Origin of the sequence: Rahnella variigena (genome assembly GCF_003610915.1) — a bacterium.
Taxonomy (GTDB): Bacteria; Pseudomonadota; Gammaproteobacteria; order Enterobacterales; family Enterobacteriaceae; genus Rahnella; species Rahnella variigena.
This window is the reverse complement of sequence record NZ_NSDJ01000001.1, coordinates 3210476-3233469: the sequence shown is the minus strand read 5'-3', so window position 1 is coordinate 3233469 and position 22994 is coordinate 3210476. Positions and strand designations below refer to the sequence as shown.

Sequence of the window (22994 nt, the reverse complement as noted above, 5' to 3'; positions counted from 1 at the left end):
TTGTCAGCGAGACTTCTTAAGTGAAAACACAAAAAAACAAAATGCCGTCCTCATCAGTAAATGCGGACGGCATAAAAAATTAACTGAAAAATCAGAGCTTCGATGTTTCTGCCGGTGTTGTCTGGCCTTGATCGCCCAGCGTTGTCCATGAAACCGTCGCTGTGCTTGACGAATTTCCTAAGTCATAAGTCATTGAGGAAACAGGCGCGAGCATTGCTTTGTTTTTAATCACCAGTTCTTTGCCATCTACTTTGACTGAGGAAAATGTCAGATAATAGGGAGTTGGATTCGTGGCAACGAGTTGGTTTCCCTGCTTTTTAAACGTGATTTTTTGATAAGCGCGGGTGGCTTTATCCCCGGAGAGCGCTTCAGGACGATAAATAAGTTTCAACGTTGACTTGACTGAAAAAACCATCGTGTTCGAGTCTTTCTTTTCCGTCTCAGGTATGGACTTAATATTCAGCCAAAAGACGGACTCGTGATCAGCGGGCAGAGCGGCACCATTATGAATAATACGCAACACATTTTCTTCGCCTGCAGAAAGGCTGAAGAGGGGAGGAGTAACGATAAAAGGAGATTTAACTTTCGATTTTGATTTTTTCTTTATGGCATCTGTTGCAGATGGGGCGTCTGATAATGATTCAACCCACGATTGGATCAGATAATTGTTGGTTTTGTCTGGGTTTGATATCTTTATGACGGAATCCTGTCTCTGTTCCTCATAAATAACACGTGTCGCACCGATTTGTATACCCGCGAAAACGAATGATGATTGGGTTAATAAAATGAGAGGCAACAGGGCCTTTTTAACAAATGACATAAAGAGATCCACAAATTGAAAAAAATAGTGAGCCTTATTTTATGAGACACCCTTTTCAGGTTGTCTCATAAAGGACTATTGTTTACGGCTATCTGTTATTCGTACAAAACAGAAATATTGGTAGCCATAACAAACTGACCCACTGCGGCATCACCTTTGGTAGAGCGAATATTTGCAGTGAAAGGCAGTTCTATTCTTGTATCACTACTGGCCGGTGCAGCCACCTGGATCGGTGTGTTAGGTGATATCTGGGTGCCATGGCTATCTTTCAGCTCAATAACGACACCGTCATCCTGTCCATGCGATACAGCAAAGTCGCCGGTTGAACCATATTCATCACCAGAAAACTGGAACTGAAAGCTGGAATAACCTGAAGGGCAACCTGTCATATTGACTTTGAAGTTGACGGCCGGAGATGTTGCACCCACGGCTTTGAGAGCATTAGCATCGATATTACCCAGTTCGATAATGCTATTGTCTGTACCCGTATTATTGACATCAATTGTACAGATACTGCCTGCTAAATTTCCTTTAAAATTAACGGTACCGGTTGCCGAGGCGGTTTCCATTAAGCCCAGAGTAAGTAAGATACTCAAAGGAAGTGCGATAATTTTTTTGTTCATAATATATCCGTATATTGGTGATGTTTATTAACGTTAATTATTTATGCGTAGTGGGAAAGTGTGCATCAAACATCATTCATAATGAACATTTATACCATTAGCCATAACGAAACTACCTTGATTAACCAATTCGTTTACTGCCAATAAGTTTACAGTGAAATGCATGTTAGCAGACTGTTCATCTTTAGAGATATTAGCTGCAATTAACTCTTTAGATTTGACGTTCCGACCTTCGCTGTCTTTGATTTCATAGAATACACCGGAACCCATTGACTCCGGAGCAAGGTAGTAATTGTCATTGAAAGATGAGCTGGTGCCAGCAAATTCAATTGAATAATTTGAACCACCGGTACAATTCTTAAGGCTTATAGTGAATGGAACGGCAGCTGAAGTTGCGCCACTATTAGCGTTCAGCGCACTAACCGAAATGCTGCCCATATCGACATCGCCTACTGTAGAACCACTGTTATTCACATCAAGGACGCAACTACTCGCCCCTATTGTACCGGTGAAAAGTATAGAAGCAGCAGAGGCAGTATTCATACCGCCAATCATCATTAAAGCTGCAATGGATACAGGAAGTAATTTTTTGTTCATATTTAATCCTTTAATTTACGAGTAATGCCCGACGTATCTATCCGTATAAGGAATGTTTACCTACCTAAATATAATAAATACATATTATATAGAGCTTGCTAACTATAAAGACAGATTGATGTTATAGCTATAGCAATTTTCTAATTGTCCAAATTCGGATTTTAAAAAAGAATTAAATCAAACTAAGGAAAAGTTGTAATGAGACAACAGGGAAGGGGCGTGAATATTAAGCTTATTAATTAGATGAAGAGAGGTGAAACCCATCTTCCGCAATGCCATTTAATAATAAGGCGGTGCTGCAAAAGATGGGACAGAACAGTGTATTATTTAATCTCAGTCACGAAGTTCTCCCGGCTGCGGCGAACTTTTTTCAGGTTCACAAGCCAGTCGCCTTCGTGAGCACGGTAGCCCAACGGCAGCATTACTACGCTGCGTAAGTTTTTCTCTTTCAGACCGAGAATTTCATCCACGGCGGCAGGATCAAAGCCTTCCATCGGGGTGGCATCGACTTCTTCAAAGGCGGCAGCAATCAGCGCGGCGCCCAGACCGATATAGGCCTGACGTGCAGCGGCCTGATAATTTGCCTCGGTACCGCGTTCTGCCACGATGCCCAGCAGCATCTGGCGGTAGTTTTCCCAGCCTTCGTTTTTAAAACCACGGATATCATTGGTCAGGTCAAACATCATGTTGACGCGTTCCGGCGTGATGTCGTCCCATGCCGCGAATACCAGCAGGTGAGAACAGTCGGTGACCTGCGCCTGATCCCAGGACACAGTGCGGATTTTGGCGCGGATATCCGGATTGGTGACTACAAACAGTTCGAAGGGTTGCAGTCCGCTGGATGTCGGTGCCAGACGAACGGCTTCGAGAATGCGTTCCAGTTTTTCAGTTTCTACCGTTTTGCTGGCATCAAATTTCTTGGTGGCATAGCGCCACTCCAGGCGTTCATTCAAGGTCGTCATATTTCATTTCCTTTGAGGTGTGTAAGGCGTGAATATTCGCATGAACCCGCACCGCAGTTTTATGGATTTGAGCCCTGCGCAGTACTTATAAGGGCTGATAAATCGCGTTCATATTCAATAAGGTTTAGGCGTATTCGTGAGCTTCGCCAGTTCTTCCATAAAGTGCTCAGAGAAAGCGGAAACCAGTGGTGCAGGGCGGTTAGGCAGCCTGAGCAGGTGCATTGGTCTGGATACCGGCGCGTAATCAGGCAACACGCGACACAGCCTTCCGGCATCGATGTCTTCCTGTAACACCACGCACGAATGCATGACGATCCCAAGCCCCGATAATGCCGCCTGACGGATAGCTTCACCAGAATCGACGGTGAGTCTCGGGGAAACCTGTGCATCGACCAGCCCCTGCGGTCCGTTAAGTGGCCAGAGATGATCAGCACGCCATTGGCTGAAACTGATGCAGTTATGAGCGGACAAATCAGCCGGACTCACGGGCGTGCCATGTTTATCCAGATATGCAGGCGATGCCGCCAGCAGCATTTCATACGCAGGAAGCGGCACGGCGATATAGCCTTCATCCTGCAAGCTGCCAATCCGGATGGCTATCTGGAAGCGTTCCTCAATCAAATCCACCCGCCGGTCGCTCAGCACCAGACAGGCATTCACGGCGGGATAGCGCTGTAAAAAGGTCGACAAGATCGGCGTCAGGATCCGCTGTCCGAACGAAACCGGTGCGCTGATACGCAACAGACCGGTGACTTCTTCGTTGAGATGCCGCGCCAGTGAATCCGCATCTTCCACAGTCGCGAGGATCTGCACGCCGTACAAATAAAAACGATGCCCGGCTTCTGTCAGTCCCTGACGCCGTGTCGTGCGGTTGATCAGCACGCAACCTGTACGCTTTTCCAGCATCTGAATATGTTTGCCCACCATCGCTGGTGTAATGCCCAGCTTATCGGCGGCTGCGGTAAAACTGCCGGACTCTGTCGCGCTGATAAAGGATTCAATGCACTTTAAGTAATCCATTGTTTCGTCCGGTTAGAATAAAGAATCACATTATAAATTTTTATTATCGAATTAATAAAGCAGACGTCACTTTATCTGCGCTATCCACATGCCGATAATCGCCGCCATACCCGTAAAATTCTATTTTAAGGAACGGCAATGCAGGCACTGGTTTTTGAAAGTACAGGTACGGCAGAGGTGTTACACATGCATGAAGCGCCAGATCCGGTGCCGGCCGCCGATGAACTGCAGGTGGTGGTGACCGCTGCCGGACTGAATTTCGCCGATATTTATCGCCGTCAGGGACGTTATCCGCTGGCAGGCAATTCACCGTATATCGCCGGTTATGAAGGTGCCGGGCAGGTGATTGCCGTCGGAGAAAACGTGAAAGGCTGGAAAGCCGGAGACCGCGTCGGTTTCGCTGATGTCCCTCTGGCACATGCCAGTCATATCCGTGTCCCCGTTGAACACGCTATCCGCCTGCCGGAATGGTTGTCAGAATCCGATGCCGCAGCCGTGTTATTGCAGGGGCTGACCGCCGATTATCTGCTGCACGACGTGTTACCTCTGCGTGCAGGAATGCACGTCGCGGTACTGGCGGCGGCGGGGGGCGTTGGCCGCTTGTTGTTGCAGATGTTGAAACATCAGGGCATACATGCGTTTGCTGTTGCGTCGAATCAGGACAAGCAGTCTGCCTGTGTTGAACTCGGCGCAGAAGCCGCGGCCGGTTACGATACCTGGCCTGCAAAGGTGCGGGAATGGCAGGGCGCGGGCCTTGACGTGGTGTTTGATTCTGTCGGTACAACGCTGACAGAAAGTCTTGATTCGCTCAAAGACGGCGGGCGGGTGGTGTTGTTCGGTATGTCAGGCGGCGCGCTTTCTGCATTTGATCCCTCACGTCTTCAGCTAAATTCGCACGGTATATTGGGTGCCGATCTCTGGACTTATCTGGTATCCGGTGAAGAGCGCCAGCGTCGCGCAGACCGTCTTTTCGCCCTGATAAAAGACGGAAAGGTGATATTGCCGCCGGTCACTGAGTTCGCATTATCTTCCGGTGCAAAGGCTCACCGTTTGCTCGAAACCCGCAGTTTCAGTGGCAAAATTATTCTTAAGCCATAAAAGACTGCTGCGGAGAGTATTGTTAACACCAGTTGCCTGATGAGAAGAAAAATCCATGCCTTGCGTGGATTTTTTGTCTGTGCTCGAGCGCCTATTTTTTCTGAAAAAGTGTTCTAGAATTGAAGCACAACTTGTCTGGTAAATAGCTTCTTACTTTCTGATAAGACTTACTTAAAAGAACAATTATTCTCAAACATAAGTGGGTGCTGTTTATGGTTACGCGGCGTGACTTGATTACCTATACTTCATTTTCAATGGTGCTCTCCGCGCTGGGTTTCACGCCAGCCGTCTTTGCAGCACAAGGTTTAAAACTGGGAACTGATACGCCTTTTAGCTTCGAAGGGCTTATCCAACAGGCAAAAGAAAGCGCCAAAAGTCCTTATGTTGCGCCCCAACAGGTGCCCGACAGCGCAGTGGCCAGCATCAATTACGACATCTACAGCAAAGTCATGTATAAGCCGGAATATGCGCTTTTTAATGAAGGCGTCAGTCGTTTCCCGGTGACCTTCTTTAGCGTCAGCAATTTGCATAAATTGCCGGTAAAAATGGCGGTGGTCGAAAACAAACGCGCCCGTGAAATCATCCAGAATGCGGATTATTTTATCTTCCCGGATAATAGTCAGGGTGCGCTGTCCGCTGTGAAAGGTAACGTTTTCAGTGGCTTTCGCGTGCTGGAACATCGGCAACCCCTTAACAAGCCGCCAGTGAAAGACTGGGTATCATTTCTGGGGGCATCCTATTTCCGTGCTGTGGGCGAACTCGGCCAGTTTGGGGTGTCTGCACGCGGCGTGGCAATTAACACCGTTTTTGGCGACACCAAAGAAGAGTTCCCCGACTTCACGCAGTTCTGGTTCGAATCTCCGGAGAAAGACAGCGATCGTCTGGTGGTTTATGCACTGCTGGATGGGCCGAGTGTCTGTGGTGCCTACCGTTTTGACCTGCAGCGCACCCAGGGCGTGGTGATGGATGTCGACTGCGTCCTGTTTTTACGCCGTGACGTGGGGCGTTTGGGTATCGCCCCGCAAACCTCGATGTTTTGGTTTTCCGAAATGGCGAAAGGATCCGCTTCCGACTGGCGACCTGAAGTCCATGATTCCGACGGTTTAGCGGTCCTGACCGGCAGTGACGAACATATCTGGCGGCCACTGAACAATCCCTTGCAAATCAGAGTCTCAGCATTTAGTGACAATAATCCGCGGGGTTTTGGTCTCATGCAGAAACAACGCGATCCTGAAAGCTATCTTGGCTCAGCGGGATATGAGCGGCGCCCGGATTTGTGGGTTGAACCGAAAGGTGACTGGGGCAAAGGCTCAGTACAGCTGATAGAAATCCCTACTGACGACGAGATTTTCGATAACATTGTTGCGATGTGGGTACCTGAGCATGAAGCCAAAGCCGGCAGTGAACATCAGTTTAGTTATCGTATGCACTGGCTGGCCGATGAGCCTTATCCTTCAACACTGGCGCGTTGCGGGATAACGCGGCTGGGAAGAGGGGGCAATCCCGGCGCTTATACCGATCCTGCGGCACGCAAATTTATGGTTGAATTTCACGGCGACGTACTGGAGCAACTGCCCGCAGATGCACATATTGATGCGGTGGTCAGCGCATCACGCGGTACGCTGAAAGATATTAAGGTGAACAAACTCCCTTCAGATAAAGGCCACTGGCGGACGTTTTTTGATTTGCACGTCGACGGCAAAGAACCGGTTGAACTCCGGCTCTACCTCAAATCTGGCGACAAAACGCTGTCAGAAACCTGGATGTACCAGTATCTGCCGTTTACCTCGTCACCGAAACCGTTGCAGGGAGTGTGAAGGCTAAACCTGCATAAAAAACGGGGATGCAAATTGCATCCCCGTTGTTCGTTACGCTCAGGATCAGAAGTCGTAAGTCATGGAGACTTTCAGAGAACGCGGATCGCCCTGATAGATATAGGTGCCGGTACTGTCGATATTTGACCAGTATTTCTCGTTGGTCACGTTATCCACACCGGCACGCCAGACCATATCGTTCTGGTTGATCTTTGTCCGGTAACGCACGCCGAGATCCAGAACGGTGTACGAGTCAATTTTCTTCGTGTTAGCAGAATCAGCCCATTGGGAGCCGGAATGATTAATTAGCGCGGTTGCCGTCAGACCTTCCACCGGTTTGATGTCATATTCTGCGCCCAGCACCAGATTGTATCGCGGCACACCAATCGCATCTTTGCCGTTGTATGTGTCATCTTCAGTTTTGGTCATCTTCGGATCAATCCAGGTCGCGCTGCCGTTCAGGCGCAGGCCGAGCACCGGTTCGCCAAATACGTTCAGCTCGACGCCACGGTTACGTTGTTCACCGTCCATGCCGTAATAGCCATCACTGTTCAGGATGCCGGAAGGTTTTTTGATTTCAAATAACGCCAGTGAACCTCCGATGCGACCAAAATCTGTTTTTACGCCCACTTCATTCTGTTTTGAATGCGCAATCCCGGTGGTTGTACCGTAGTTTTTCGCGGTATCCGGTGCGACATCGCCCGGCTGCAAAGACTCGGTATGGTTGGCGTAGAGGGAAAGTACCTGCCACGGTTTATAAACCACGCCGTACGTCGGCATCCAGCGACTGTCGTCGTAACGCGATGAAACATCTTCTGCGCCGGTCTTATTGCTGTAGTTACGCACGACTACTTTCTGATGACGGGCACCGACGGTGAACAACACGGTGTCATCGAGCACACCCAACGTATCGCTGAGTAAATAGCCCTGAGTGCGGTTACGTCCGGTCGTCAGCGGATCGTTGTAATTGCCGCCTGAAAGATTAGGTGTCGGGTTCGGGACATTCGGGGTGTCATAAATATTGGTGTTTTCTGCATTGGCACCGTAAGCCATACGCCAGGCGGTGTTATTGCGTGACGTCAGTGCGGAATAACCGAAGTTCACTTTGTGAGTGATAAATGCAGTTTCGAAATTGCCGCGAATGCCCGCCATACCGCTGAAGTTGTTGATGATGCGGTTAGTGTCCAGACGGCCAATCGTCGCCGTTCCGTCTTCATCTTTCAGGGCAGGGGACGCGTAGTCGCCAGTTTCCCGCGAATGCTGTGCGCCAACGCCGCCATAGACGGTCCAGTTATCGGTGACATCGTATTCCGCTTTGGCCATCCCGAACTCAGATTCAATGTTGCTGTAAATCCAGTCCTGACTGTAGTTGTGGCTGTTGGACGGCACTTTCGGAATGAAATCCACTCCGCTGATATTCACGCCAAGACGGGCGTCGTGGAAGGTCTTCTTCTGATAGCCCATGTCCAGAGAAGTGCGAAGACGATCGCCGCGATAATCGAGCCCGAGTGACGCTGCCGTGGTACGTTTTTTCTCACCATCAATATCGGTTTCACCCTCTCGGTTAACCGCATTGAGACGGACACCAAACTGATTATCATCACCAAAACGACGCCCCAGCTCCAGCGTGCCGCCAACCTGAGAAGAGGATGTGTAATCAATACCGACACGGGTCAGTGGCGTGTCATCCGCATGTTTCGGTTCGAGGTTGATCATGCCGCCGACGCCGGTCGTCGCTGCACCGTTCATCAATCCGTTGGCACCTTTAAAAATTTCTACCCGGTCGATTAATGAGGCATCCATGACCTGACGGGGAACGACGCCCGGCAGTCCGCCATAGGTCATGTCATCGCCGTCAAGTTCAAAGCCACGGATGCGGTAGGTTTCGGCAAAGTTGCCGTATCCCTGCACGTTCTGGACGGTGGCATCATTACGCACTACATCAGCAATCGTTTTTGCCTGCTGATCCTGCACCAGTTTCGAGGTGAAGCTCATCACGTTGAACGGCACATCCATCGCATTTTGTTCGCCGAGCATACCGAGACGGCCGCCGTGCGCCACCTGTCCATCGAGATACGCCGGAACCAGATCATTTCCGCCTGGTTTGAATTCATTATCTGGCGCGCTGACGATGGTCATGGTATCGCCTGACGCTGCTGTCGAAGAGGTCGCCGGAGCAGTCGCCGCCATCGCCGGTATACAAGTGACGCTGACAAAGAGTGCCAGCAGGCTCGGTTTAAACCCTGTGAATGTAGCGGAATCGCGCATAATGTAACCCTGATGTAAAAAAGGACTGAGAATCATTATTATTTTGATTTGCGATTATGCTTGCGACAATTTGGGATGCAAGGAAAATCTAAGCTGGCTAACTTATTTGGCGGGAATCGCCTCGTACATCATAAAAAAATCCACGGCATCGCGTGGATTTTGGTTAATGCCGAGGTTTTTAGTTTTGCTGGAGGAGCGGAGCGAAATCGATCCTATTTCTTCTTATTCAGCATCGCCTGTAAATCAGCAAACGGATTATAGGTGGCAGCGCCGACATCATCTTGTGCATCCTCACCGGCTACCACCGTTGAACCGTACTGGTCGGCTTCGGTGTATTTCGAGTGCTCATGGTCATGGCAATACAGACACAATAACTCCCAGTTACTGCCATCTGCCGGGTTATTGGTATGGTCGTGATCAATATGGTGAACCGTCAGTTCACGCAGGTTTGAATACACAAACTCCCGCGAACAGCGTCCGCACACCCACGGATAGATTTTGAGCGCTTTCTCACGATAGCCGCTTTCCAGCCGCTGGTAGTTTTTTGGGATCAGTGCCATTGAGATGTTACCTGTTACGAAGAGAAAATTTTATGAGAATGCCTCTAATATATCGCGTAATGAGGGAGAGGCGAAATGAAAGAGGGAGTCGGGCGCCGGTAGCCTGATCATAAAAAGAAAAACCCACGACAATGCGTGGGTTTTTAGTCAATGCAGAAACTGAAGTGCGGTTTACACGTTGAACAGGAAGTTCATCACGTCGCCATCTTTGACGATGTAGTCTTTACCTTCTGAACGCATTTTGCCGGCTTCTTTCGCGCCTTGCTCACCTTTGTAGGTGATGAAGTCTTCGAACGCGATGGTTTGTGCGCGGATGAAGCCTTTCTCGAAGTCGGTGTGGATCTTACCGGCAGCTTGTGGCGCGGTGGCACCCACTGGGATGGTCCATGCGCGGACTTCTTTCACACCAGCGGTGAAGTAAGTTTGCAGGTTCAGCAGTTCGTAACCGGCGCGGATCACGCGGTTCAGGCCCGGCTCTTCAATGCCCAGTTCAGCCATGAACTCTTCGCGGTCAGCATCTTCCAGCTCAGCAATATCAGACTCAACCGCTGCACAGACGGCCACAACCACAGAGCCTTCGGCGTCTGCGATTTTACGCACCACGTCGAGGTAAGGGTTGTTTTCGAAACCGTCTTCGTTGACGTTCGCGATGTACATGGTTGGTTTCAGCGTCAGGAAGCTCAGGTAACGGATGGCCGCTTTGTCTTCTTCGGTCAGGTCCAGCGCACGCAGCATACCGGCGTTTTCAAGCTGTGGCAGGCATTTTTCCAGCGCAGCCAGTTCTGCTTTGGCATCTTTATCGCCACCTTTAGCGCGTTTCTGCACACGGTGAATGGCGCGCTCACAGGTATCGAGGTCAGATAACGCCAGTTCGGTGTTGATGACATCGATGTCGTCAGCCGGATCCACTTTGTTGTTAACGTGGATGATGTTGTCGTTTTCGAAACAACGTACAACGTGGCCGATCGCTTCGGTTTCACGGATGTTGGTCAGAAACTGGTTACCCAGGCCTTCACCTTTAGATGCGCCTTTTACCAGACCTGCGATATCCACGAATTCCATGGTAGTTGGCAGAATGCGCTGCGGTTTTACAATCTCGGCCAGCTTGTCTAGACGCGGATCAGGCATTGGCACCACGCCGGTATTCGGTTCGATGGTGCAGAACGGGAAGTTTGCTGCTTCGATACCCGCTTTGGTCAGCGCATTGAACAGAGTAGATTTACCGACGTTCGGCAGGCCCACGATACCGCATTTGAATCCCATGTTTTTCTCACCTTAATAGCTTAGTTATCAAGCGATTAACTCTAACCGCACGATGTAATGTCCATAATTCTCCGCATTATACACGTAAACGACATTTATCTCGATCCGCTTGTGATCCCACGTGGTGCAGGCTGCGGATTAAACCTTGCCTCAGTTCCGTCATTTTTAGATACTTGTCACAATTTTTTAACTGAGTTGGAAATATACCGGATGTCTTATGTTTAGCCTGCGTGGTTTGAAGTTGTCAGAAGTGAAGAATGAAACGCTGGCCGGATTTGTGGTGGCGGTGTCGATGATCCCGGAAGCGGTGGGGTTCTCGCTGGTGGCCGGGTTGTCGCCGATTGTCGGTCTGCACACGGCGTTTATTATCGGGCTGGTGACCGCGCTGTTCGGCGGCAAACCGGGCATGGTTTCCGGCGCGGCAGGTTCTATTGTGGTGGTGCTGATGAGTCTGGCGGCACAGCACGGCATGGGATACGTCCTGTGGGCGACGATTTTTGCCGGGATCATTCAGATCCTGATTGGCGTTTTCCGCCTCGGTAAATTTATCCGTCTGGTGCCGTTGCCCGCGGTTCACGGCTTTGTGAACGGGCTGGCGATTGTCATTATGCTGGCGCAGTTACACATGATTGCCGGGCAGGGACCGCTGATGTACGGGCTGGTTCTGCTGGCGATTCTGGTGGTGGTGCTGTTCCCTAAACTGACCAAAATCATTCCGTCTTCGCTGGCTGCGCTGATTGTGGTCTCCGCCGTCGCGATTGGCTTTAATCTGCATACTTTACGTGTGGGAGATCTCGCGGATATTTCCGGCGCGTTGCCGCATTTCAGCCTGCCGGTCGCTCCGTTCAATGCTGAAATGCTGAAAGTCGTGTTGCCGTATGCGGTCGTCATCGCGCTGGTCGGTTTGATTGAATCGCTGCTGACCATGACAGTGCTCGATGAAATGGGTAATCAGAAAGGTAACGGTAACCGCGAAAGTATTGCGCAGGGTGCTGGAAATACGATTTGCGGATTGTTTGGCTGTTTCGCCGGTTGTGCAATGATCGGGCAGTCGATCATTAACTTCACGTCCGGCGGTCGCGGACGCATTTCCGGTACGGTGGGCGCTATTTTGCTGATCTTGTTCGTGGTCAGTCTCTCCGGATATATAGGTCTGCTGCCGGTTGCCGCGCTGGCCGGGATTATGCTGGTTGTCTGCTACAACACCTTTGAGTGGAGTTCGTTGCGCCGCTTGCGCCGTATGCCGAAAGCCGATGTGCTGGTGATGCTGATTGTTACCGTCATTACCATTTTCACCGATCTGGCTGTGGCGGTGATCAGCGGTGTGATTATCTCGGCGCTGGTTTTCGCCTGGCAGCAGGCGCGTATCCGTATTCGTGAGCACAAAACCAAAGGCGACCTGGCGGTATATAAACTGGACGGGCCGCTGTTCTTTGGCTCTGCCGCAACCTTTGCCGAGCTGTTTAATCCTGAAAACGATCCGCAAAATGTGGTGCTGGATTTTGCCGGTACGCGGGTGATGGATTCGAGCGGGGTGGAGGCGATTGATAAGCTGACGACGCGTTATCTTGAAGCCGGTAAAAGCATCCGCCTGCGCCATCTGAGTCATGACTGCATAAGTCTGCTTAAGAAAGCCGGACCATTCTGCTCGCATGAACTCGACGATCCGCAATATTATGTCGCGGAAGATACTCTCTGAAATCCTCATGGTGTCGCCTGAAAATGGCGCACCTCTTATGTGACTTTCCTTATAAAAACGGCTGGCAGAAAACCAATCTGCCGGACGTCCCGCCTTGCTGATAAATGCTTACAATTCGTGGCAAAAAAACGGCCAAATTCATATCGCTGAAAATTCTGTAATGTTATACGGTTACGCTCATCTGACTGCGTAATTGCTGGCTCCGTGCCCGCGTCGCGGGTTATTTTTTCTCTGCCGGAGCAGACATGAGCACAAACAAGGCATCCGGGGCTGATGACGCCGTTAAACCTCTGCGTTTTCAGGTGGCCGCCTCCCACACACGCTGGCTGACCGGGCTTATCAACGGCATTATGGTGATCAGCAGCGTGCTGTATCTGATATTGCTGATGCTGTATATGGTTTCCCCTGACTCAGTCTGGCCTTGGGTGACCGGCAATATTATGGCTGCCCTGTGGGTTTGCGCCGCCTCCCTGCAATGTGCGCGACGCATTACCCGCTGGCGCGGGCATCAGTTTGCATCTCCGGCTGAACCCGTTTTGCCGGAAAAACCTTCCGCTTTTCTCCGTCGTCTGACTGCTTCAGCTCGCGTGCGCCCGCTGTTGCGTTATGTCGATGCGCACGTGTTCTTTCAGGCACTTCCAGCATTAGCCGCATTACTGCTCATCTTTCTTTTGTGGCAACTGCCTTTACCCGCTAACGAAGCAGGGGATGCGGGATATTTTGCCGGATCATTCTTCATTCTTTGCGCATTTGCGGTGCTGGTGCTTGAACGTCACTGGACGTTAAAAAATCCGCAGGAATGGCCGGAAGCCGCAAGACTGGCACCGCTGCTGCGCATGCTGATTGGCGTTTTGCTACTGAGTGCCGCCGGCGTGATGTTTGCACGTGGCACGGCGGTCTGGCCCGCGCATTTGCTTATGCTCACGGGAATTTTGCCGGCGCTGGTGGCGCTGGAACTTTTCCTGCGCGCGCTGATGGCGCTGTTTTCGCCACCGCGTGAGGACAAAGAGCCTGAGTTTATCGCGGGCAGCCTGCTGGCAGCACAAATTTGCTGGCCGCCGCGTCCGCTGCAGTTTGTGCAGAACGAATTGCATCAGCATTTCGGCATCGATCTGCGCCAGATCTGGGCATTCCATTTTATCCGCCGCGCGCTGTTGCCGCTGGCCGCATTCTTACTGCTGACGGGCTGGCTGCTGACCGGTGTCAGTGAAGTCCCGCTGACGCAGCGTGGGATTTATGAATCCTTCGGGAAACCGGTCGCGGTCAGGCAACCTGGTTTGCATCTCGGTCTGCCGTGGCCTTTCGGGCATACGCAAATGGTTGACAACGGCGAAGTGCATGAACTTACCACCGGCGCGGAAGAACCGGCGACGGCATCGCCGGTTGAGGTTGCCGATACCGCCGAAGGCCCCGCGCCGGAAAGCGCCAACCGGTTATGGGATTCCAGCCACAGCAGCGACAAATCACAAATTATCGCCAGCGCGGGCAATGACCGGCAGAGCTTTCAAATCATGGATATGGACGTGCGGTTTGTGTACCGCATCGGCATGAACGATGACGCAGCAATGGCGAGTTTGTATCACACCGAAAATATGCCGGTGCTGATCCGCAGTATCGCCAATCAGGTGCTGGTGCATGATTTCTCCTCCCGAACGCTCGACAATCTGCTGGGCAGCGAACAGACCCGCCTTGCCGCCGATATCGGCCAGAAAGTGCAACGCCAGCTGGATAATCTCCACAGCGGTGTGGAACTGCTGGCGACGGTGATCGAATCCATCCATCCGCCAGCAGGGGCAGCGGATGCTTATCATGGCGTACAGGCCGCGCAGATCCTGGCACAAAGCGCGATTGCCGGTGAGAAAGGACAGGCCGCGCAGCAGCTGAATGCCGCGCAGCAATTTTCCCGTCTGGCGCTGGATGCTGCCACGGCACAAAGTCATGAAAATCTCGATCAGGCGCAGGTGATGACCTTGCGGTTTAACGCGGAAAATCAGGCGTATCAGGCTGGCGGGCAGTCGTTCCTGAATGAGCGTTATTTCAGCCAGCTGACGCTGGCGATGCAACAACATCCAAAAGTTTTGATTGTCGACAGCCGTATTGGTGGCGAAACGCCGCCGGTTCTGGATCTGAGAAATTTCACCCTGCCATTTACGCCCGGTGCGGATAAAGCGGCGCATTCTGTTAAAGCGGAGACTACCCGGTGAGTGATCCCCAACATACTCAATCCCACGACCATGACCACGATGCCCAACACGTGCATCATCACGGTGGCGGACATCACCATCATCACCACGCGCATTCCGGACCCGCTGCGCCGAAATTCTGGCGGCGCGCGTCGGTTGCCATCGTGCTGGTGGCGCTGATTGCCGCGTCTGCCTGTCTGGTACAGGTGCGTTCCGGCGAAGCGATGGTGATCACCCGATTTGGTGATCCGGTACGGGTGCTGCTGAATCCCGGGCTGGCATGGCATCTGCCGGTGCCGCTGGAAACTGCCATTCCGGTAGATTTACGCATCCGCACCACGTCGAGCGGTTTGCAGGATGTTGGCACGCGCGACGGCCTGCGGATCATCGTGCAGGCGTATACCGTCTGGCAGGTGAAAAACGATGCTCAGCATGTGCAGCGTTTTATCCGTGCGGTACAAAACCAGCCGGATATGGCTGCCGCGCAGATACGCACGTTTATTGGCTCGGCGCTGGAAACCACCACCAGCGGTTTTGCGCTGGCTGATCTGGTGAATACCGACGCCAGCAAAATTCGTCTTTCCGGTTTTGAACAGCATCTGCATGACCAGATTGCCCGCCAGTTACTCGACAGCTACGGCATCGAACTGGTGCAGGTTGGCGTTGAGCGCCTGACGCTGCCTTCCGTGACACTGGATGCAACCGTAGATCGTATGCGTGCTGAACGCGAAACCATCGCCACCCAGCGCTCTGCTGAAGGCAAACGTCAGGCGGCCGAAATCCGGTCTTCCGCCGAGCGCGATGCCCGCGTGATTAAGGCCGATGCGTCGGTTAACGCCGCCAATATTGAAGCGCAGGCGCAGGTACAAAGTGCGGCGATTTACGCCAAAGCGTGGGCCGGTAATCCCCCGTTGTACGATTTGCTGCGCTCGCTCGATACGCTCAACAGCGTGATCACGCCCGGCACACAGCTTGTATTGCGTACCGATGCCGCACCGTTCAGACAGCTAGTCGAAGGCCCGCCGGTTTTACCCGCCGCCAATAACGAGCCACATCCATGAATCCGCTGGCCCGTTTTCAGGGCAATGCCTGGTTTCAGGCGGGAAGGATGGCGTATCTGGCCTTATTTGCCATAACGCTGATTGCCGCCGCCAGCTGGCTGTTCTCCAATGTCCGCCAGATTGAGCCGGACAAACGCGCGGTGGTGATGCGCTTCGGAGCCGTATCACGCACGGCAGGTGCCGGTCTGCTGCTGGCGTGGCCCGAACCGCTGGAGCAGGTGGAAATATTACCCGCCGCCGACAGGGTGATCGAACACCATGTTACAGCCTTGCTGAGAAAAGACATTGTGCCCGCGTGGACCAATACCGGCGGCGAGAAAAGTGACGCGGTAGCCGGTGCCGGATATTTGCTGACCGGTGATTCCGGCGTGGTCCAGCTGGATGTGCAGGTGTATTACGTCATCACGGATCCGGTGGCGTTTGTGTTACAGGGCGGGCATGTATTACCGGCGCTGGATCGCTTAACCGAACACGCGGCGGTGGCGATTTGTGCCTCACGCGACCTCGACACGATTCTGGTCGCACGACCAGAAATGGTGGGTAACAGTAGCAATATCGCCGAACGACGCGAGCGGCTGCGCGGTGATTTGCGTCAGGGCATCAATCAGCAACTCGCCGCGCTGAATGCGGCGGGCAGCAGCACCGGTATTGAAGTCATGCGTGTTGATGTGCAGTCTTCTTTGCCGCCTGCGGCGGTTGATGCTTTTAATGCCGTTCTGACTGCCAGTCAGCAGGCGGAGCAAAACATCGCCAGCGCCACTAATGAGGCGGCTCGTGTGCATCAGGACGCTGTTCAGTCGGCAGATCGCGCCTTACAGGTTTCACAGGCCAAAGCCAGTGAACAGATTGCGCGGGCTTCCACCGATACCGCGACGATTGTGCAACTGGCAAACGATCATTCTCCTGAATTGTTGTGGCGTTTGTGGCGCGAGCGGATGCCTGCGATCCTGGCTCATGCCGGCAGCGTGACGGCGGTTGACCCCCATGACGACGCGCATCTGATCCTGCCGGGGCCAGACCGTCCATCCTCTCAACCCTGAGGTATTTGCCCTGTGACTTCTTTTACTTCTGAAGAACCGGCAGCGAAAAGCGTGCTGCTGACGCGTCATGAACAGCGGAGCCTGTCGGCGCAGCTGCTTCTGGCGATGACCGCGTTCGGTTTGCTCCTGTGCGGCTGGATCTGGCAGTGGCTGTTCCCGCAGCAAAGCGATGTCGGGCAGATTCTGTTCGGCGTGGCGTCTTTGCTGGTGGCGGTGCCGGTATTGCGTTCGGCGATTTACAGCTTGCGCAGCCCGAGTTTGCACGGTGTTACCGATCAGCTGATTGCACTGGCGATGCTCGGCGCGTGGGCGACCGGCGACCTGATGACCGCCGCATTGCTGCCGGGCATTATGATTTTTGGTCATATTCTGGAAGAACGTAGTGTGATCGGTTCGCAGGAAGCCATTGATGCGCTCAGCCGTCTGACCCGCAGCCGCGCACGGCGGATTTTGCCCGATGGTGAGATTGAAGAGATCGACAACCATCAGCTGCGAACCGGCGACCGGGTTGAAGTCCGCGCTGGCGACCGGCTGCCCGCCGACGGGCGTGTCATCTCCGGCAGTGCCAGTCTGGATACCGCACCTATCACTGGCGAATCCGTGCCACAGGAAGCCCGTGCAGGAGACGATGTTTTTGGTGGCGCCATTAATCTCGACGGATTGCTGTCTGTTGAAGTCACGCGAACCGGCGCGGATGCCACGCTGGGTAAAGTGATTGCGCTGATGCAAAAAGCTGAACATGCCAAACCGCCGATCACCCGTCTGCTCGAGCGTTATGCCGGGCAATATCTGGTGCTGATTTTGCTGATCGCGGCGGCGACCTGGTTCATCACGCGTGATGCCCACGCCATGCTGGCGGTGCTGGTGGCGGCCTGTCCATGTGCGCTGGTGCTTTCCGCACCCGCGACCGCAATTGCCGGTATTGCTGTCGCGGCGCGTCACGGGATCCTGATCCGCAGCTCTGCTTTTCTGGAAGAACTGGCCGATCTCAACGCCATTGTGGTGGATAAAACCGGCACGCTGACGCACGGCGAACTGCATCTGCAACAAACGGTGCTGGAGGAAAACGAATCCCCGGATGCAGTGCTTGTTCTGGCGGCCAGTCTCGGCGCGGCCAGCAGCCATCCGGTCAGCCGCGCGCTGGCGAAGTTATTTCCCCGGGAACAATATTTACCACTGGAAGAGTTTTCAGAACAGCAGGGCATGGGCGTGCGGGCGCAAACTGCGCAGGGCGAGGCATTGCTGGGTCGTCCGGCGTTTTTCAGCCAGAACAACGTCGCGGTGAGTGATGTCCCTGAGCATGACGGGCCGCTGGTCGGTCTGGCGCTGAACGGGCGTTTTCTTGGCTGGTTGCTGCTGGCAGATTCTTTACGGCCTGAAGCGCAGACTGCGTTAGCCGAACTGCGTCAGCTGGGGCTGCAACGACAGCTTTTACTGACCGGCGACCGCGCCAGTGTGGCGCATCGTATTGCCGGTGAACTGGGCATCAGTGACGTGGTCGCTCAGGCTTTACCTGAAGATAAACTGCATCAGGTCTCCGCTGAAATTGCCCAGGGCTACCGTCCGATGGTGGTCGGTGACGGCATCAATGATTCTCTGGCGCTGAAGGCTGGCGTGGTGGGGATTGCGATGGGCGCAGGCGGCAGTGATATCGCGCTGGCCTCTGCCGATGTGGTGCTGATCGGCAGCGATTTACGTCGTCTCGGAACGTGTGTCCGCCTGAGCCGTGCGTGCCGCCGGACGCTGAAAATCAACGTATTCATCGGACTGGGCTGGACGCTGGTGGTGATGGCTGCTGCTGCAATGGGATTGCTCGGCGTGGCGGGCGTACTGATCGCCGCATTGCTGCATAATCTGAGCACGTTGCTGGTGCTGGGTAATGCCGGACGTTTACTGCGTTTCGACGAGCCGCTCTGAACGTCTGAATTTTGTTGTTCTGTTCATATAAAGAAAACGGGCGCAAATTTGCGCCCGCGTTTCATCTTGCTTGCCGGAAATGCGTGTTAAAGCTCGGCTTTAAAGGTATGCAGACGACGCATGGTTTTTTCCAGACCTTCCTTCATCAGCAATTCAGTGCAGCGCAATGACTCATCAATTGCATCATCAATCAGCTTCTGTTCACTGGCTGGAGGCTTGCCCAGCACAAATCCCACTACTTTGCTTTTATCGCCCGGATGGCCGATTCCGATACGCAAACGGTAGAAATTCGGGTTGTTACCGAATTTGCTCTGAATATCTTTCAGACCGTTGTGACCGCCGTTACCGCCGCCAAGTTTGATTTTCGCCATGCCCGGAGGGATATCCAGCTCATCATGCGCGACCAGAATCTCGTCCGGCTCGATGCGGTAGAACTGCGCCATCGCCAGAACCGCTTTGCCGCTGAGGTTCATAAAGGTGGTCGGCACCAGCAGACGGACGTCCTGACCGGCCAGCGACAGACGCGCGGTGTAACCAAAAAACTTACTTTCTTCTTTCAGCTGCTGGTTGTGCTGACGGGCGAGAAGATCAACATACCAGGCCCCTGCGTTATGGCGGGTCTGGGCGTATTCTGCGCCGGGATTGGCCAGTCCAACGATCAATTTAATGCTGCTCACGATTTTCGCTTCTTTATCCGGTGAGGTTTAGCGGGCTAGTTTACCTGTCGCGTTTCACTGTGCCAAACATCACAAAGAATAATTCGTGCCAGTTACGCAAAATATTGAATAGTTCATTGTGCTGACTATTAACCTTTCAAACCTATATATCTGGAAAACGTAAAGATTTGTCGTTCAATGTTCTCTCTCTGTGATCGCTGCCGCAAAGTGAACCGGATGGGACGTCTATAGTTAAAGGCAGGAAAAGACAAGACAGCAATGATGCTAAGACTATCGACAACTGGAGGTGACTTATGAAACGTAAAACCGCACGAATGATCGGCAATGGCCTGATGGGACTCGGTTTACTCACAATGGTCGGTGGTGTTGGTTATTCGATTTTGAACCAGATGCCTGAACTCGGGTTGCCGCAATTCCTGGCTCATGGCGCGATCGGCAGTATTTTCGTCGGCGCCATTTTATGGGTGGCAGGAGCGAGAGTCGGCGGGCATGAACGCGTCGCAGACCGTTACTGGTGGGTTCGCCACTTTGATTCCCGCTGCGCGAACAGCAAATCGCATCGCCATTCCTGAGTCTCTTAAACAAAGTTAACAAAGTTTTATAAACAGTGTTTTATAAACAATAAAAAACCGTTGTCGCTCGCGCGATAACGGTTTTTGCATTTCTGTTCATGGCAAAACGCATTCAGGCAAAACAAAACGCCCCTGAAACAGGGGCGTAATGATTAATGCTCGAACATCGCAGAAATGGATTCTTCGTTGCTGATGCGGCGGATAGCCTCAGCCAGCATGCCTGACAGGGTCAGGGTACGCACTTTTTTCAGTGCGCGGATTTCTGCGGACAGTGGAATGGTGTCGCACACAATCACTTCGTCGATGACGGAGTTCTTGATGTTTTCCACTGCATTGCCGGAGAAAATCGGGTGGGTAGCGTAAGCGAATACGCGTTTAGCACCGCGTTCTTTCAGTGCTTCAGCGGCTTTACACAGCGTACCACCGGTGTCGATCATATCATCGACCAGTACGCAGTCACGGCCAGCTACGTCACCGATAATGTGCATCACCTGAGAAACGTTTGCGCGTGGACGACGTTTATCAATGATAGCCATGTCGGTATCGTTCAGCAGTTTTGCCACAGCACGGGCACGAACAACACCACCGATATCCGGAGAAACCACAATCGGGTTTTCCAGGTTTTGTTGCAGCATGTCTTCGAGCAGAATAGGGCTGCCGAACACGTTATCTACAGGTACATCGAAGAAGCCCTGAATCTGCTCTGCATGCAGGTCTACAGTCAGAACACGGTCAACGCCGACGCTGGACAGGAAGTCAGCAACAACTTTAGCGGTGATTGGCACACGGGCAGAACGCACCCGGCGATCCTGACGTGCATAGCCGAAGTAAGGAATAACGGCTGTGATACGACCAGCGGAGGCGCGGCGTAAGGCATCAACCATCACGACCAGTTCCATCAGGTTATCGTTAGTAGGCGCGCAGGTGGACTGGATAATGAAAATATCTCCGCCACGTACATTTTCGTTAATTTGCACGCTTACTTCACCGTCGCTGAAACGACTGACGGCGGCGTCACCAAGGCTGGTGTATAAACGGTTGGCAATACGTTGTGCTAGTTCCGGGGTGGCGTTACCAGCAAAAAGCTTCATATCAGGCACGAGAAGAACCTCAGGCTTGCGTCCAGGGAAGACATTGGCTTTTGGTACCACCGGGCGGTGAGCGGTACCAAAGCATTATGCTCACGATACTTCTAAATCTTACTACTTAAATCTGTTGAATAATTGGCTGGCAAAGAACAGACACAAAACTGCTGTGACTCTCTACGCTTTGCCCGCAGTTCTCAACCAGACTTCGCGAAAACGGTGCAACGGCGAGATATTAACACCTTGCGCGACAAAACCCCGACTCCACGATGGCATTTTGTCCAAAACCTGACGGGCGGCAAACTCAGTGTCGAATTCTGCAAACACACAAGCACCTGTCCCGGTCAGTCGCGACGGCGCGTATTCTAACAGCCAAGAAAGTAGCTGTTCAACCTCGTAAAAACGTTTTCTCGCAATCGGTTCGCAATCATTTGCGTAAGGCGTGTCCAAAAGCACATTAACAGGGCGTTTTGGTGTATTTCTGGTCAGCTCGGGATCGCCGAAAATCACCGGCGTTGGAATACTGACGCCCGGATGTGCGATCAGATACCATTTTTCCGCTGGTTCGACCGGCTGTAAAATCTCGCCAATCCCTTCGGCGAAGGCGGCATGGCCCATCACAAATACCGGCACATCCGCGCCCAGCGTTACACCCAGTTGCGCCAGTTCAGTATCGGAAAGCCCGCAATTCCAGACCGTATTCAGCGCCACCAGCACGGTCGCAGCGTTAGAAGAACCGCCGCCCAGACCGCCGCCCATCGGAATACGTTTTTGCAGCGCAATGTCTGCTCCCTGAGGCGTGCCCGTATGCTGCTGCAATAAACGCGCGGCGCGCACCACCAGATTATCTTCGGTAGCCACACCCTCAACCGGGGTGGTCAGGACGATGTCGCCGTCGTCACGAACGTTAAAACTCAGGCTGTCACCGTAATCGACAAACTGAAACAGCGTCTGCAAATCATGGTAGCCATTCGGGCGCTGCCCGGTGATATAAAGGAACAAATTGAGTTTAGCCGGAGAAGGCCACAATTGCTGCGTCATCTCAGTTTAGCGTCCAGTTATCCATTTTCAGTTTGATACGCTGTTCGCCCTGAGTCATTTCCAGACGCTGCGGCAGGGAAGGTTTGGCGTCATCGTCATAGCTCTGATAGACCACGGTGCCCGCTTTGCCGTTCTGCGTGAATTTCACCTGAGACAGACGGTACTGGCTGTCGAGCGTGAAATCGGTGCCATCGCCTGGCAGGCCAAGCATCCAAAGACGCAGATTAGCCAGCGGGATCGACATGCCGGTCAGCTTCTGGATCATGTCATCAGGGTTATCACTGGTGTAGCGTTTGCCTTCATTATTGGTCAGCTGCGCAATACCACTTTGCACTTTAAGCTCCATTTCGGTGCTGCCCAGCGGATTGGTCAGCAATAAACGGTAGCTGTCCGGGGAATATTGTTGCCAGAAGAAGCGGGCATAGACTTTCTGTTTATCGGAAAGATAAGCGAAAGAACCGCGGGTCTGATAATGCTCGAGCTGTTTAACCTGAGCTTCATGTTCACGCCACTGCGGAGAAGTCGGGCTGGTCGCCGGGCCTTTCGGCGCGTTAATCGAACAGGCGGCAAGCACTAAGCTTGCAAGAGGAAGAAGGCGGACAAAGTGTGCTTTACGCATTGGCATAACAGATAAAATCCTTTGTGCTTTGGCGAAATGGGATGCCAGGGCAAATGTGGCGTGCGTCAGTTTAGC

Annotated in this window: 20 protein-coding genes; 8 read left to right on the top strand and 12 right to left on the bottom strand. The window is 52.7% G+C overall.

Going from position 1 to position 22994, the window contains the following annotated elements:
- Positions 1-91: 91 nt before the first annotated feature.
- The 5 genes from CKQ54_RS14955 to CKQ54_RS14935 form a co-directional block, all read right to left on the bottom strand.
- The gene (locus CKQ54_RS14955) at positions 92-820 is read right to left on the bottom strand and encodes a fimbrial biogenesis chaperone (RefSeq protein ID WP_120162507.1); all 729 of its coding nucleotides are present in this window, start codon (positions 818-820) and stop codon (positions 92-94) included.
- Positions 821-915: 95 nt separating this feature from the next.
- Positions 916-1443: a fimbrial protein gene (locus tag CKQ54_RS14950; protein ID WP_120162508.1), complete on the bottom strand. Its 528-nt coding sequence runs from the start codon at positions 1441-1443 to the stop codon at positions 916-918.
- 72 nt (positions 1444-1515) lie between these two features.
- Complete coding sequence (locus CKQ54_RS14945) at positions 1516-2040, bottom strand: fimbrial protein (protein ID WP_120162509.1); 525 nt, start codon at positions 2038-2040, stop codon at positions 1516-1518.
- 323 nt (positions 2041-2363) lie between these two features.
- Entirely contained in the window at positions 2364-3002 is a 639-nt protein-coding gene (locus CKQ54_RS14940) for an NAD(P)H-dependent oxidoreductase (RefSeq protein ID WP_120162510.1), read from the bottom strand.
- A gap of 114 nt (positions 3003-3116) precedes the next feature.
- On the bottom strand, positions 3117-4022 hold the full coding sequence (locus CKQ54_RS14935) for a LysR family transcriptional regulator (protein WP_120162511.1): 906 nt from the start codon (positions 4020-4022) through the stop codon (positions 3117-3119).
- A 138-nt stretch (positions 4023-4160) separates the two neighbouring features.
- Between CKQ54_RS14935 and CKQ54_RS14930 the strand changes: the two genes are divergently transcribed.
- Together CKQ54_RS14930 and CKQ54_RS14925 are read left to right on the top strand one after the other, a co-directional pair.
- Positions 4161-5120 carry a quinone oxidoreductase family protein gene (locus tag CKQ54_RS14930; protein ID WP_120162512.1) on the top strand — a complete coding sequence of 320 codons (960 nt, stop codon included), beginning with the start codon at positions 4161-4163 and terminating at the stop codon, positions 5118-5120.
- 230 nt (positions 5121-5350) lie between these two features.
- Complete coding sequence (locus tag CKQ54_RS14925) at positions 5351-6937, top strand: OpgD/OpgG family glucan biosynthesis protein (RefSeq protein ID WP_244220216.1); 1587 nt, start codon at positions 5351-5353, stop codon at positions 6935-6937.
- Positions 6938-7000: 63 nt separating this feature from the next.
- Here CKQ54_RS14925 and CKQ54_RS14920 read toward each other — a convergent pair whose 3' ends face one another.
- The 3 genes from CKQ54_RS14920 to ychF all read right to left on the bottom strand — a co-directional run bounded on the left by CKQ54_RS14920 (position 7001) and on the right by ychF (position 11025).
- Positions 7001-9202, bottom strand: a complete 2202-nt coding sequence (locus CKQ54_RS14920) for a TonB-dependent receptor (RefSeq protein WP_120162514.1) — start codon at positions 9200-9202, stop codon at positions 7001-7003.
- 212 nt (positions 9203-9414) lie between these two features.
- Positions 9415-9762 (bottom strand): HNH nuclease YajD, encoded by a 348-nt coding sequence (gene yajD / locus CKQ54_RS14915; RefSeq protein WP_112288719.1) that lies wholly within the window; start codon positions 9760-9762, stop codon positions 9415-9417.
- 171 nt (positions 9763-9933) lie between these two features.
- The gene (gene ychF, locus CKQ54_RS14910) at positions 9934-11025 is read right to left on the bottom strand and encodes a redox-regulated ATPase YchF (protein WP_112288718.1); all 1092 of its coding nucleotides are present in this window, start codon (positions 11023-11025) and stop codon (positions 9934-9936) included.
- 217 nt (positions 11026-11242) lie between these two features.
- On the opposite strand from ychF, the gene CKQ54_RS14905 reads away from it, so the two are divergent.
- The 5 genes from CKQ54_RS14905 to CKQ54_RS14885 all read left to right on the top strand — a co-directional run bounded on the left by CKQ54_RS14905 (position 11243) and on the right by CKQ54_RS14885 (position 18925).
- On the top strand, positions 11243-12724 hold the full coding sequence (locus CKQ54_RS14905) for a SulP family inorganic anion transporter (protein WP_120162515.1): 1482 nt from the start codon (positions 11243-11245) through the stop codon (positions 12722-12724).
- Between the two features lie 245 nt (positions 12725-12969).
- On the top strand, positions 12970-14928 hold the full coding sequence (locus tag CKQ54_RS14900; protein ID WP_120162516.1) for an SPFH domain-containing protein: 1959 nt from the start codon (positions 12970-12972) through the stop codon (positions 14926-14928).
- Positions 14925-15968: a protease modulator HflC gene (gene hflC, locus CKQ54_RS14895; protein WP_120162517.1), complete on the top strand. Its 1044-nt coding sequence runs from the start codon at positions 14925-14927 to the stop codon at positions 15966-15968. Before CKQ54_RS14900 ends, hflC begins: the two co-directional genes overlap by 4 nt.
- Positions 15965-17008, top strand: coding sequence for a protease modulator HflK (hflK, locus tag CKQ54_RS14890; RefSeq protein WP_120162518.1), 1044 nt, complete (start codon positions 15965-15967; stop codon positions 17006-17008). The genes hflC and hflK overlap by 4 nt, the downstream gene beginning before the upstream one ends.
- Before the next feature lie 12 nt (positions 17009-17020).
- Entirely contained in the window at positions 17021-18925 is a 1905-nt protein-coding gene (locus CKQ54_RS14885) for a cation-translocating P-type ATPase (protein ID WP_120162519.1), read from the top strand.
- A gap of 86 nt (positions 18926-19011) precedes the next feature.
- On the opposite strand, the gene pth is transcribed toward CKQ54_RS14885, so the two are convergent.
- Positions 19012-19602, bottom strand: a complete 591-nt coding sequence (gene pth, locus CKQ54_RS14880; protein WP_037034067.1) for an aminoacyl-tRNA hydrolase — start codon at positions 19600-19602, stop codon at positions 19012-19014.
- 293 nt (positions 19603-19895) lie between these two features.
- Between pth and ychH the strand changes: the two genes are divergently transcribed.
- Positions 19896-20174 carry a stress-induced protein YchH gene (gene ychH / locus CKQ54_RS14875; protein WP_112288712.1) on the top strand — a complete coding sequence of 93 codons (279 nt, stop codon included), beginning with the start codon at positions 19896-19898 and terminating at the stop codon, positions 20172-20174.
- Positions 20175-20326: 152 nt separating this feature from the next.
- Here the strand turns inward: ychH and prs are convergent, their stop codons facing one another.
- The 3 genes from prs to lolB form a co-directional block, all read right to left on the bottom strand.
- Positions 20327-21274: a ribose-phosphate diphosphokinase gene (gene prs / locus CKQ54_RS14870; RefSeq protein WP_013575591.1), complete on the bottom strand. Its 948-nt coding sequence runs from the start codon at positions 21272-21274 to the stop codon at positions 20327-20329.
- Positions 21275-21436: 162 nt separating this feature from the next.
- Entirely contained in the window at positions 21437-22300 is an 864-nt protein-coding gene (gene ispE / locus CKQ54_RS14865) for a 4-(cytidine 5'-diphospho)-2-C-methyl-D-erythritol kinase (RefSeq protein ID WP_120162520.1), read from the bottom strand.
- Between the two features lies 1 nt (position 22301).
- Entirely contained in the window at positions 22302-22925 is a 624-nt protein-coding gene (lolB, locus tag CKQ54_RS14860; RefSeq protein WP_120162521.1) for a lipoprotein insertase outer membrane protein LolB, read from the bottom strand.
- Positions 22926-22994: the final 69 nt, after the last annotated feature.